Here is a 12,523-nt window from a genome sequence, read left to right as displayed (position 1 = left end):
CATCAGACGGACCTCATCAGGAGAGTCGTGGCGACCAGCACCAGCGTGCCGCCGAACATGGAGAGCGCGTACGAGCGGACGAAGCCGTTCTGGACCCGCCGCAGCCGACTGGACACGCCGCCGATGGTGGCGGCCAGGCCGTTGACGAAGCCGTCCAGACCGCGGCTGTCGAAGTAGACCAGCGTCGCGGTGAGCGCCGAGCCCGGGCGGACCAGGACGGCGTGGTTGAAGTCGTCCTGGAGCAGGTCGCGGCGGGCGGCCCGGGTGAGCGGGGAGCCGACCGGCGGCACCACGGGGACGGCGGAGCGCCCGTACATCAGGTACGAGACGAGGACGCCGGCCAGCATGCAGGCCGTGGTGAGCACGGTGACCACCAGCGGGGCGAGCGGCGAGTTGCCCTCGGAGTGCCCGGTGACCGGCTCCAGCCAGGTCAGGAACGAGTCGTTGAAGGCGAACAGCCCGCCCGCGAAGACCGAGCCGAAGGCCAGCAGGACCATCGGGATGGTCATGGTCTTCGGCGACTCGTGCGGGTGCGGGGCGTTGCCCTCCGCGTCCGGCTGCCAGCGCTTCTCGCCGAAGAAGGTCAGCAGCATCACCCGGGTCATGTAGAACGCGGTGACGGCGGCGCCGGTCAGCGCGCACAGGCCGAGGATCCAGCCCTCGGTGCCGCCCTTGGCGAAGGCCGCCTCGATGATCTTGTCCTTGGAGAAGAAGCCGGACAGGCCGGGGAAGCCGATGATCGCCAGGTAGCCGAGGCCGAAGGTGACGAAGGTGACCGGCATGTACTTGCGCAGGCCACCGTAGTGACGCATGTTCACCTCGTCGTTCATGCCGTGCATGACCGACCCGGCGCCGAGGAACAGCCCGGCCTTGAAGAAGCCGTGCGTTACCAGGTGCATGATCGCGAAGGCGTAGCCGATCGGGCCGAGCCCGGCCGCCAGCACCATGTAGCCGATCTGCGACATCGTCGACCCGGCCAGCGCCTTCTTGATGTCGTCCTTCGCGCAACCGACGATCGCACCGAACAGCAGCGTGACCGCGCCGACCACCACCACGGCGGTCTGCGCGTCCGGCGCCAGGTCGAAGATCGCCGACGAGCGGGTGATCAGGTAGACGCCGGCGGTCACCATGGTGGCCGCGTGGATCAGCGCCGACACCGGGGTCGGGCCCTCCATCGCGTCGCCCAGCCAGGACTGCAGCGGCACCTGCGCCGACTTGCCGCAGGCCGCCAGCAGCAGCATCAGGCCGATCGCCGTCAGCTTGCCCTCGCTCGCCTGCGCCGCCCCTCCGAAGACCGGCTCGAAGGCGAAGGAGCCGAACTCGGTGAACATCAGCATGATCGCGATCGACAGGCCCAGGTCACCGACCCGGTTGACGATGAACGCCTTCTTCGCCGCCGTCGCCGCGCTCGGCTTGTGCTGCCAGAAGCCGATCAGCAGGTACGAGGCGAGGCCCACGCCCTCCCAACCGAAGTACAGCAGCAGGTAGTTGTCGGCGACCACCAGCAGCAGCATGGCGGCCAGGAACAGGTTCAGGTACGCGAAGAAGCGGCGCCGGCGCTCGTCGTGCGCCATGTAGCCCACCGAGTACAGGTGGATCAGCGTGCCGACGCCGGTGATCAGCAGGACGAAGGTCATCGACAACTGGTCGAGCCGGAACGACATGTCGGCCTGGAACCCGTTCACCGGGATCCAGCTGAACAGGTGCTCGGTGACGGCCCGGTGCTCGGCCTCGCGGCCCAGCATGTCCCGGAACAGCGCCAGGCCGAAGCCGAACGAGAGCGCCGCGAGGGCGGTGGCCAGCCAGTGGCCGAAGCGGTCCAGCGCGCGGCCGCCGAGCAGGAGCAGGGCGGCGCCGGCCAGCGGGGCCGCCACCAGCAGCGGAATGAGAGAGTTCACCGAGGCCCTCCGCCTACAGCTTCATCAGATTGCTGTCGTCGACCGAAGCGGAGTGCCTGGTCCGGAAGATGGAGACGATGATGGCGAGGCCGACCACGACCTCGGCCGCCGCGACCACCATCGTGAAGAACGCGATGATCTGGCCGTCCAGGGTGCCGTGCAGCCGGGAGAAGGTCACCAGGGCGAGGTTCGAGGCGTTCAGCATCAGCTCCACGCACATGAACAGCACGATCGCGTTGCGCCGGATCAGCACTCCGGCCGCGCCGATGGTGAACAACAGGGCCGCGAGGTACAGGTAGTTGGCCGGGTTCACTCCGCTCCCTCCTCGTCGGCGCGGCCGTTCAGGCCGTCCTTGCCGATCAGGCCGTCCTTGCCGTTCGAACCGCCGTTGCCGTTCAGGCCGCCGTTGCCGTTCAGACCGTTCGGACCGCCGTTGCCGTCCTTGCCGTTCACCGACGCCGGCACCGACGCCGGCACCGGCTCCAGGGACTTGCGCGGTCCGGCGACCGCCGGCCGCTCGGACGACGGCCGGCCCAGCCAGTCCGCCGTGGTGTTCTCCAGCTCGGCCATCCGCCGCAGCATCTCCTGGCTGACGTCCCGGACCTGGCCGCGCTCGCGCAGCGTCGCCATCACCGAGTCCTCGGCGATCGTGCCGTCCGGCAGCAGCGCCGGAACGTCCACCGCGTTGTGCCGCGCGTACACGCCCGGCGCCGGCAGCGGCGGCAGCTGGATGTTGTCCACGACCCGCTGGGCGGCCAGCTCGCGCTGCGTCTTCGGCGCCTTCACGTGCTCGCGGTGGGTCAGCACCATCGCACCGATCGCCGCGGTGATCAGCAGCGCGCCGGTGACCTCGAACGCCCACACGTACCGGGTGAAGATCAGCCGGGCCAGGCCCGGCACGTTGCCCTCGGCGTTCGCCTCGGACAGGCCGGTGAAGTGGTCCAGCCGCGCGTTGGCGATCCCGGCGATCAGCAGCACGCCGAAGCCCAGCCCGCACAGCACCGCGGCGAACCGCTGGCCCTTCAGCTGCTCCTTTAGGGAGTCCTCGCTGGTGACGCCGACCAGCATCACCACGAACAGGAACAGCATCATGATCGCGCCGGTGTAGACGACGATCTGCACCACGCCCAGGAACACCGCGCCCTGCGCCATGTAACAGACCGCCAGCGCCATCATTGTGGCCGCCAGGCACAGCGCGCTGTGCACGGCCTTGCGCATCAGCACCATGCCGAGCGCGCCGCCGACCGCGATCACCGCGAGCACCCAGAACTGGACGGCCTCCCCGACGGAGGTCGTCCCGGTCGCGGCCAGGTTGAGGGAGGTCACTGCTGGACCTCCCGCTCCCGGTCGGTGCGCTCCTGCTGGACCGTCCCGGGCGCCGCCGCGGTGATCTCGCCCCGGTAGTACGCGCCCTCGTCGGCGCCCGGGAAGATCGCGTGCGGGGAGTCCACCATGCCCTCGGACAGGCCGACCAGCAGCTGCTCCTTGGTGAAGATCAGGTCCCGGCGCGAGGAGTCGGCCAGCTCGTACTCGTTGGTCATGGTGAGCGCGCGGGTCGGGCAGGCCTCGATGCACAGCCCGCACAGGATGCAGCGGGCGTAGTTGATCTGGTAGACCGCGCCGTAGCGCTCGCCCGGCGAGTAGCGCTCCTCCTCCCGGTTGTCCGCGCCCTCCACGTAGATGGCGTCGGCCGGACAGGCCCACGCGCACAGCTCGCAGCCGACGCACTTCTCCAGGCCGTCCGGGTGCCGGTTCAGCTGGTGGCGGCCGTGGAAGCGCGGAGCGGTGGGCTTCTTCTGCTCCGGGTACTGCTCGGTGAGCCGCTTCTTGAACATGGCCTTGAAGGTCACGCCGAAGCCGGCGGCCGGGCCGAGGATCGACGGCTTGTCGGGCCGCTCGGCCCGCTCCGTCTGGTCGGACGACATCTCGGTTCAGCTCCCTTCGGTATGGTCGGCCCCGTTGAGGGCGTCCTGGAGTTGCTTCGGGGCCCGGCTGCGCCGGCGCGGCACCGGCGGGAGCTCCTGTCCGGGCAGCGGGGGCACCGGGTATCCGCCCGCCATCGGGTCGAAGTCCCCCTTCGGCAGGGCGGGTTCGGGCTCGGGCTCCTTCTTCAGGAAGTCCCGCAGCAGGGCGAGCAGCAGGATCGCCCCGACCGGCGCGCCGACGTACAGCACCACCTCGCCGAAGCCGTAGCCCTCGTTGCGCAGCGCCCGCACGCTCGCGATCAGCACCAGCCACACCAGCGAGACCGGGATCAGCACCTTCCAGCCCAGCTTCATGAACTGGTCGTAGCGAAACCGGGGCAGCGTGCCGCGCAGCCAGATGAAGAAGAACAGCAGCAGCTGGATCTTCAGCGTGATCCACAGCATCGGCCACCAGCCGTGGTTGGCGCCCTCCCAGAAGGTCGACACCGGCCACGGGGCCCGCCAGCCGCCCAGGAACAGGGTGGAGGCCACCGCCGAGACGGTCACCATGTTGACGTACTCGGCCAGCATGAACATCGCGAACTTCAGCGAGGAGTACTCGGTGTTGAAGCCGCCGACCAGCTCGCCCTCGGCCTCCGGGAGGTCGAACGGCGCCCGGTTGGTCTCGCCCACCATCGCGATGATGTACACGATGAACGACACCGGCAGCAGCGCCGCGAACCAGGTCGGCTGCTGGTGCGCCACGATCTCCGAGGTCGACATCGACCCCGAGTAGATGAACACCGCCGCGAAGGACAGGCCCATCGCGATCTCGTAGCTGACCATCTGCGCGGCCGAGCGCAGCCCGCCCAGCAGCGGGTACGTCGAACCGGACGACCAGCCGGCCAGCACGATGCCGTAGATGCCGATCGAGGCCGTCGCCAGGATGTACAGCAGGGCCACCGGGAAGTCGGTCAGCTGCATCGCCGTCCGGGTGCCGAAGATCGACACCTCGTTGCCGGCCGGCCCGAACGGGATCACCGCGAAGGCCATGAACGCCGGGACGGCGCAGACGATCGGGGCCAGGACGTAGACCGCCTTGTCCGCGCCCTTGACCACCAGGTCTTCCTTGAGCGCCAGCTTCACGCCGTCCGCCAGGGACTGCAGCATCCCCCACGGCCCGTGCCGGTTCGGCCCGATGCGCAGCTGCATCCAGGCCACCACCTTGCGCTCCCAGACGATCGCGATCAGCACCGTCAGGACCAGGAAGCCGAAGCAGAACACCGCCTTCAGCAGCACCAGCCACCACGGGTCCTGCCCGAAGAAGTGGAGCGTCTCGTACGGCTGCGGAGTCATCGCTCCTCCCCTTCGCTGCCCGCGTCGCCCGCCGCGGCCCCGGCCCTCGCGGCCGGCTCGGGGGCGGCCACGGCGATCGTGACCAGATGGCCGACGGTGGTGCCGAGCGCGCGGTGGGCGCCGCCCGGCGTGGAGTTGAGCGGGATCCAGACCGTGCGGTCCGGGATCGAGTCGGTGACCTCCAGCGGCAGGGTCAGCGAGCCGGCCGGGCCGGTCAGCCGCAGCGCCCCGCCCGCCTCGGCGCCGGCCTCCGGCGCACCGACCTCCTTCGCGGTGGCCGGCGAGACCCGGGCCACCGCCCGGTGCCGGGTGCCCGCCAGGTGCGGATCGCCCTGCTGCAACGTGCCGTTGTCCAGCAGCTGGCGCCAACCCGCCAGCACCGCCTGGCCGGTGGCCGGGCGGGGCAGCACGCCGGGGTGCGCGGCCGGGTCCGCGGACCGGTCACCCGTCCACGGGGTGAAGTGGTCCAGCTCCAGCCGGGCCGCCCGGACGTCCGGCAGACCCAGCCGGTGGCCCAGCGCCTCCGCCAGCATGGTCAGCACCCGCAGGTCCGGGTACAGATGGCGGCCCATCTGCTGATCGGGCTTGAGCGCCGCCTCGAACATCCGCAGCCGGCCCTCCCAGTCCAGGAAGGCGCCGGCCTTCTCCGCCACCGCCGCCACCGGCAGCACCACGTCCGCGCGCGCCGTCACCGCGGAGGGCCGCAGCTCCAGCGACACCACGAACGGCACCGCCGCCAGCGCCGCGTCGGCCAGCGCCGGATCCGGCAGGTCGTCCGGGTCGACGCCGCCGACCAGCAGCGCGTCCAGCTCGCCGTGCGCCGCGGCCGTCAGGATCTGCTCGGTGTCCCGGCCCGGCCGGGACGGCAGCTCCGCCACCCCCCACACCCCGGCGGCCTCCGCCCGGGCGGCCGGAGCCGCCACCGGACGGCCGCCGGGTAGCAGCCCCGGCAGCAGGCCCGCCTCGACCGCACCGCGCTCACCCGCCCGGCGCGGCACCCACGCCAGCCGGGCGCCGGTCGCGTGCGCCAGGCGCAGCACCGCCGTCAGCGCGCCCGGGGCGGCGGCCAGCCGCTCGCCCACCAGGATCACCGCGCCCGGGCCGCGCAGCAGCTCGGCGGCCCGCCCGGCCTCGTCGTTCAGCGGCTCGTCGGCGGCCAGCGCGGCGAACCACTCCGCCTCCGTGCCCGGGGCGGCCGGCAGCAGCGCGCCGCGCAGCTTGGCCAGGCCCCGGGAGGCGAACGCCGCCACCGAGTACACCTTCAGGCCCCGGTCGCGGCTGGCCTTGCGCAGCCGCAGGAAGACGATCGGCGACTCCTCCTCCGGCTCGAAACCCGCCAGCAGCACCGCCGGAGCCTGCTCCAGCTGCTCGTAGGTCAGGCCCTCGCCGTCCACGTCCACCCCGCGCCCGGCGACGGCGGCGGCCAGGAAGTCCGCCTCCTCGCCGCTGTGCGGGCGGGCCCGGAAGTCCACGTCGTTGGTGCCGAGCACCACCCGCGCGAACTTCCCGTACGCGTAGGCGTCCTCGACGGTGACGCGGCCGCCGGTCAGCACCCCGGCGCGGGCGCCGCGCAGTCCCTCGGCGGCCCGGGCGAGCGCCTCCGGCCAGGAGGCGGGCACCAGCTCGCCGTCCACCCGCACCAGCGGGGTGGCGATCCGGTCCCGCTGCTGGGCGTAGCGGAACGCGAACCGGCCCTTGTCGCAGTTCCACTCCTCGTTGACCGCCGGGTCCTCGCCCGCCAGCCGGCGCAGCACCTTGCCGCGCCGGTGGTCGGTGCGCTGGGCGCAGCCCGAGGAGCAGTGCTCGCACACGCTCGGCGAGGAGACCAGGTCGAACGGGCGGGAGCGGAAGCGGTAGGCCGCCGAGGTCAGGGCGCCCACCGGGCAGATCTGGATGGTGTTCCCGGAGAAGTACGAGTCGAGCGGCTCGTCGTCCCCGGTGCCGACCTGCTGGAGCGCGCCGCGTTCCAGCAGGTCGATGAACGGGTCCCCGGCGATCTGCTGCGAGAAGCGGGTGCAGCGCGCGCACAGCACGCAGCGCTCCCGGTCCAGCAGCACCTGGGTGCTGAGCGGGATCGGCTTCTCGTAGGTGCGCTTCATCCCCTCGAAGCGGGTGTCGGCGTCACCCGTGGACATCGCCTGGTTCTGCAGCGGGCACTCGCCGCCCTTGTCGCAGACCGGGCAGTCCAGCGGGTGGTTGATCAGCAGCAGCTCCATCACGCCGCGCTGCGCCTTCTCGGCCACCGGTGAACTCACCTGGGTGCGCACCACCATGCCCTCGGCGACCGGGATGGTGCAGGAGGCGACGGGCTTGCGCTGGCCCTCGATCTCGACGATGCACTGCCGGCAGGCGCCGGCCGGGTCGAGCAGCGGGTGGTCGCAGAAGCGCGGGATCTGGGTGCCGATCCGTTCGGCGGCCCGGATCACCAACGTCCCCTTGGGGACCTGCACTTCGACGCCGTCGATGGTGAGCGTGACCAGCTCGACCGCGGCCTTGTCGCCCGTGGAGGTGGATGGCTCTGTGATCGTCACGCGTGCACCTCCCTTTCGGTGGCGGACTGGTGGCCGGGGCGGGGGCCGTCGGCCCAGACGGTGGAGGCGGCCGGGTCGAACGGGCAGCGGCGCTCGGCCAGGTGCTGCTCGTACTCGGCCCGGAAGTGCTGGAGGGAGGAGACGATCGGGCTCGCGGCGCCGTCGCCCAGTGCGCAGAAGGACTTGCCGTTGATGTTGTCGGCGATGTCGAGGAGCTTCTCCAGGTCCCCGTCGACGCCCGCGCCCGCCTCGATCCGCTTGAGCAGCTGGACCAGCCAGTAGGTGCCCTCGCGGCAGGGGGTGCACTTGCCGCAGGACTCGTGGGCGTAGAACTCGGTCCAGCGGGTGACCGCCCGCACCACGCAGGTGGTCTCGTCGAAGACCTGCAGCGCCTTGGTGCCGAGCATCGAGCCGGCCGCGCCGACACCCTCGTAGTCCAGCGGGACGTCCAGGTGCTCGTCGGTGAACATCGGGGTGGACGAGCCGCCCGGGGTCCAGAACTTGAGCCGGTGCCCGGGGCGGACGCCGCCGCTCATGTCCAGCAGCTGGCGCAGCGTGATGCCCAGCGGCGCCTCGTACTGGCCGGGGTTGGTGACGTGGCCGGAGAGCGAGTACAGCGTGAAGCCGGGGGACTTCTCGGTGCCCAGGCCCTTGAACCACTCCTTGCCGCGGGCCAGGATCGGCGGCACCGAGGCGATCGACTCGACGTTGTTGACCACCGTCGGGCAGGCGTACAGGCCGGCGATCGCCGGGAACGGCGGCCGCAGCCGGGGCTGGCCGCGGCGGCCCTCCAGCGAGTCCAGCAGTGCCGTCTCCTCGCCGCAGATGTAGGCGCCGGCTCCGGCGTGCACGGTGATGTCGAGGTCGACGCCCGAGCCGAGGATGTCCCGGCCGAGCAGCCCGGCCTGGTACGCCTCGGCGACGGCCGCATGCAGGCGGCGCAGCACCGGGACGACCTCGCCGCGCAGGTAGATGAACGCGTGGTCGCAGCGGATCGCGTAGGAGGCGATGATCATGCCCTCGATCAGCGCGTGCGGGTTGGCGAACAGCAGCGGGATGTCCTTGCAGGTGCCCGGCTCGGACTCGTCCGCGTTGACCACCAGGTAGTGCGGCTTGCCGTCGTTCTGCGGGATGAACTGCCACTTCATCCCGGTGGGGAAGCCGGCACCGCCGCGACCGCGCAGCCCGGCGTCCTTCACCAGGGCGATCACGTCGTCCGGCGGCATCGCCAGGGCCGCCTTGAGGCCGTCGTAGCCGTGGTGGCGGCGGTAGGTGGCCAGCGTCCAGGGCCGTTCGTCGTCCCAGGAGGCGGACAGGACGGGGGTGAGCAGCTTCTCGGCCGGCTCGGCGGCGGTCATCACGCTTCCGTCCCTTCGTGGCCGGTGCCCTCGTGGCGGGGCGCGACGACCTTGGTGCCGCCGGTGCCGGGCAGCGCCTCGCCCTTGGCCAGGCGCAGGCCGGCCAGCGAGGGCGCGCCGCCCGCGCCGGACTCGTCGTTGGCACCCGGGCGCTCGTCGGGGAAGCCCGCCAGGATCCGGGCGGACTCCTTGAAGGTGCACAGCCGGGCGCCGCGGGTCGGCCGGACCTCCCGGCCCGCGCGCAGGTCGTCGACCAGCCGCTTGGCGCTCTCCGGGGTCTGGTCGTCGAAGAACTCCCAGTTGACCATCACCACGGGCGCGTAGTCGCAGGCCGCGTTGCACTCGATGTGCTCGATCGAGATCTCGCCGTCCCCGGTGGTCTCGTTGTTGCGCACGCCGAGGTGCTGCTGGAGCTCGTCGAAGATCTGGTCGCCGCCGAGCACCGCGCACAGGGTGTTGGTGCAGACCCCGACGTGGTACTTCCCGGCCGGGCGCCGCCGGTACATGGTGTAGAAGGTGGCGACGGCGGTGACCTCGGCGGTGGTGAGGTCCAACTGCTCGGCGCAGAACCGGATGCCGGTCGGGCTGACGAAGCCCTCCTCGGCCTGCACCAGGTGCAGCAGCGGCAGCAGCGCCGACCGGGCCTGCGGGTAGCGGCCGATCAGCTCCGCGGCGTCGGCGGCCAGCCGGGCGTGCACCTCCTCGGGGTACGGTGTGGCCGGCAGCGCCGGCATCCCCAACTGGACGTCTGTCACCGGTCCACGCCTCCCATCACCGGGTCGATCCCGGCCACCGCGACGATCACGTCGGCGACCTGGCCGCCCTCGCACATCGCCGCCATCGTCTGCAGATTGGTGAACGACGGGTCCCGGAAATGGACCCGGTACGGGCGCGTCCCGCCGTCGCTGACCACGTGCACGCCCAGCTCGCCCTTGGGCGACTCGACCGCCGCGTACGCCTGGCCGACCGGGACCCGGAAGCCCTCGGTGACCAGCTTGAAGTGGTGGATCAGGGCCTCCATCGAGGTGCCCATGATCTTGCGGATGTGGTCGAGCGAGTTGCCCATCCCGTCCGGGCCGACGGCGAGTTGGGCGGGCCAGGCGATCTTCTTGTCGGCCACCATCACCGGGCCCGGCCGCAGCCGGTCCAGGCACTGCTCGACGATCCCCAGCGACTGCCGCATCTCCTCCAGGCGGATCAGGAAACGGCCGTAGGAGTCGGCGCTGTCCGCGGTCGCGACCTCGAAGTCGTAGTCCTGGTAGCCGCAGTACGGGTCGGTCTTGCGCAGGTCGTGCGGCAGGCCGGTGGCGCGCAGGATCGGGCCGGTGGCGCCGAGGGCCAGGCAGCCGGGCAGGTCGAGGAAGCCGACGTCGACCAGGCGGGCCTTGAACACCGGGTTCCCGGTGGCGAGTTTGTCGTACTCGTGCATCCGGGAGCGCAGGGTCTTCACGCACTCGCGGATCTGGTCGACGGCGCCGGGCGGGAGGTCCTGGGCGAGGCCGCCGGGGCGCACGTACGCGTGGTTCATGCGCAGGCCGGTGACCAGCTCGAAGACGTCCAGGATCAGCTCGCGGTCGCGGAAGCCGTAGATCATCAGGGTGGTGGAGCCGATCTCCATGCCACCGGTGGCCAGGCAGACCAGGTGCGAGGCGATCCGGTTGAGCTCCATCATCAGCACCCGGATCACGCTGACCCGGTCCGGGATGTCGTCGGTGATGCCGAGCAGCTTCTCGACGGCCAGGCAGTACGCGGTCTCGTTGAACAGCGGGGTCAGGTAGTCCATCCGGGTCACGAAGGTGGTGCCCTGGACCCAGTTGCGGAACTCCATGTTCTTCTCGATGCCGGTGTGGAGGTAGCCGATGCCGCAGCGGGCCTCCTTCACCGTCTCGCCGTCGATCTCCAGGATCAGCCGCAGCACGCCGTGGGTGGACGGGTGCTGGGGGCCCATGTTGACGATGATGCGCTCGTCGTCGGCCCGGCCGACCGCCTCGACCACCTCGCCCCAGTCGCCGCCGGTGACCGTGAAGACCCGGCCCTCGGTGGTCTCCCGGGCCTCTGCCTGCTCGGTCTCCTCGTGGGGTCGAGTCTCTTCGTCGTGCCGAGCATCTTCGTGGTGCCGAGTACTCATCAGCTGTACGACCTCCGCTGGTCGGGAGCCGGGATCTGGGCGCCCTTGTACTCGACGGGGATGCCGCCGAGCGGGTAGTCCTTGCGCTGCGGGTGGCCCAGCCAGTCGTCCGGCATCATGATCCGGGTGAGCGCCGGGTGGCCTTCGAAGACCAGGCCGAAGAAGTCGTAGGCCTCGCGCTCGTGCCAGTCGTTGGTCGGGTAGACGCTCACCACGGAGGGGATGCGCGGGTCGGCGTCCGGCGCGGTGACCTCCACCCGGATCAGCCGTCCGTGGGTGATCGACCGCAGGTGGTAGACCGCGTGCAGCTCGCGGCCCTTGTCGTCGGGGTAGTGCACGCCGCTCACGCCCAGGCACAGTTCGAAGCGCAGCGCCGGGTCGTCGCGCAGGGTGCGGGCGGTCCGGAGCAGGTGGGCGCGGTCGATGTGGAAGGTGAGCTCGCCGCGGTCGACGACGGTCTTCTCGATCACCTCGACCGGGTCCAGGCCCTGCTCCTCCAGGGCGCCCTCCAGCTCGTCGGCGACCTCGTCGAACCAGCCGCCGTACGGCCGTTCGCTCGGGCCGGGCAGCACGATCGGCGCGGCCAGGCCGCCGAAGCCGGAGGTGTCGCCGCTGTCCTGGGCACCGAACATGCCCTGCCGGCGGCCGACCACCTCGACCGGGATCTCGCGGACCGGGTGCTCGCGACGGGTCTCGGGTACCTGCTCGTTCATCGCAGCAGCCCCCGCATCTCGCTGACCGGGGTGGCCTTGAGGGCGAGCGCCTCGCCCAGTTCCTCGGCCCGGATCCGGTTCGCGCCCAGCGGCTCGTGCTGGATCTTGTCGTGCAGCTTCAGGATGGCGTCCATCAGCATCTCCGGGCGGGGCGGGCAACCGGGCAGGTAGATGTCCACCGGGACGATGTGGTCGACGCCCTGCACGATCGCGTAGTTGTTGAACATCCCGCCCGAGGAGGCGCAGACGCCCATCGAGATGACCCACTTCGGGTTGGCCATCTGGTCGTACACCTGGCGCAGCACCGGGGCCATCTTCTGGCTCACCCGACCCGCCACGATCATCAGATCGGCCTGCCGGGGGGAACCCCGGAACACCTCCATGCCGAACCGGGCCAGGTCGTAGCGGCCGGCGCCGGTGGTCATCATCTCGATCGCGCAGCAGGCCAGACCGAAGGTGGCCGGGAAGAGTGACGCCTTGCGCACCCAACCGGCGGCCGTCTCCACGGTCGTGAGCAGAAAGCCGCTCGGCAGCTTCTCCTCGATTCCCATCAGATCCCTCTCAATGCCCTCAAGAAGCCCTCAAGTCCTGTGGTACGTCGGCCCGTTCGGGCTTGTCCGCTCGTTCACAAAGGC

General features: G+C 71.2%; 11 protein-coding genes. All 11 read right to left on the bottom strand.

Going from position 1 to position 12,523, the window contains the following annotated elements; all coding sequences use genetic code 11:
* Positions 1–2: 2 nt before the first annotated feature.
* From nuoL to ACIO9K_RS09335, 11 genes are read right to left on the bottom strand one after another with little or no spacing between them, the layout of a single operon-like run.
* A complete protein-coding gene (gene nuoL, locus ACIO9K_RS09385) occupies positions 3–1,898 on the bottom strand; it encodes an NADH-quinone oxidoreductase subunit L (RefSeq protein WP_363619160.1) in 1,896 nt (631 codons plus the stop codon).
* Positions 1,899–1,911: 13 nt separating this feature from the next.
* Positions 1,912–2,211: an NADH-quinone oxidoreductase subunit NuoK gene (gene nuoK / locus ACIO9K_RS09380; protein ID WP_363585058.1), complete on the bottom strand. Its 300-nt coding sequence runs from the start codon at positions 2,209–2,211 to the stop codon at positions 1,912–1,914.
* A complete protein-coding gene (locus tag ACIO9K_RS09375; RefSeq protein WP_400328154.1) occupies positions 2,208–3,224 on the bottom strand; it encodes an NADH-quinone oxidoreductase subunit J in 1,017 nt (338 codons plus the stop codon). Before ACIO9K_RS09375 ends, nuoK begins: the two co-directional genes overlap by 4 nt.
* Positions 3,221–3,823: an NADH-quinone oxidoreductase subunit NuoI gene (gene nuoI, locus ACIO9K_RS09370; protein WP_363619158.1), complete on the bottom strand. Its 603-nt coding sequence runs from the start codon at positions 3,821–3,823 to the stop codon at positions 3,221–3,223. Before nuoI ends, ACIO9K_RS09375 begins: the two co-directional genes overlap by 4 nt.
* Before the next feature lie 6 nt (positions 3,824–3,829).
* Positions 3,830–5,158, bottom strand: coding sequence for an NADH-quinone oxidoreductase subunit NuoH (gene nuoH / locus ACIO9K_RS09365; protein ID WP_363619157.1), 1,329 nt, complete (start codon positions 5,156–5,158; stop codon positions 3,830–3,832).
* Positions 5,155–7,689: an NADH-quinone oxidoreductase subunit G gene (locus ACIO9K_RS09360; protein WP_400328152.1), complete on the bottom strand. Its 2,535-nt coding sequence runs from the start codon at positions 7,687–7,689 to the stop codon at positions 5,155–5,157. The genes nuoH and ACIO9K_RS09360 overlap by 4 nt, the downstream gene beginning before the upstream one ends.
* Positions 7,686–9,047 (bottom strand): NADH-quinone oxidoreductase subunit NuoF, encoded by a 1,362-nt coding sequence (nuoF, locus tag ACIO9K_RS09355; RefSeq protein ID WP_363619155.1) that lies wholly within the window; start codon positions 9,045–9,047, stop codon positions 7,686–7,688. Before nuoF ends, ACIO9K_RS09360 begins: the two co-directional genes overlap by 4 nt.
* Positions 9,047–9,802 (bottom strand): NADH-quinone oxidoreductase subunit NuoE, encoded by a 756-nt coding sequence (gene nuoE, locus ACIO9K_RS09350; RefSeq protein ID WP_363585048.1) that lies wholly within the window; start codon positions 9,800–9,802, stop codon positions 9,047–9,049. The genes nuoF and nuoE overlap by 1 nt, the downstream gene beginning before the upstream one ends.
* On the bottom strand, positions 9,799–11,175 hold the full coding sequence (locus ACIO9K_RS09345) for an NADH-quinone oxidoreductase subunit D (protein WP_363619154.1): 1,377 nt from the start codon (positions 11,173–11,175) through the stop codon (positions 9,799–9,801). Before ACIO9K_RS09345 ends, nuoE begins: the two co-directional genes overlap by 4 nt.
* The gene (locus ACIO9K_RS09340) at positions 11,175–11,888 is read right to left on the bottom strand and encodes an NADH-quinone oxidoreductase subunit C (protein WP_400328148.1); all 714 of its coding nucleotides are present in this window, start codon (positions 11,886–11,888) and stop codon (positions 11,175–11,177) included. Before ACIO9K_RS09340 ends, ACIO9K_RS09345 begins: the two co-directional genes overlap by 1 nt.
* Positions 11,885–12,439 (bottom strand): NADH-quinone oxidoreductase subunit B family protein, encoded by a 555-nt coding sequence (locus ACIO9K_RS09335; protein ID WP_063348147.1) that lies wholly within the window; start codon positions 12,437–12,439, stop codon positions 11,885–11,887. The genes ACIO9K_RS09340 and ACIO9K_RS09335 overlap by 4 nt, the downstream gene beginning before the upstream one ends.
* Between the last annotated feature and the right edge of the window lie 84 nt (positions 12,440–12,523).

Source organism: Kitasatospora sp. NPDC087271 (genome assembly GCF_044744605.1).
Taxonomy (GTDB): Bacteria; Actinomycetota; Actinomycetes; order Streptomycetales; family Streptomycetaceae; genus Kitasatospora.
This window is presented reverse-complemented; position numbering and strand designations above follow the sequence as displayed.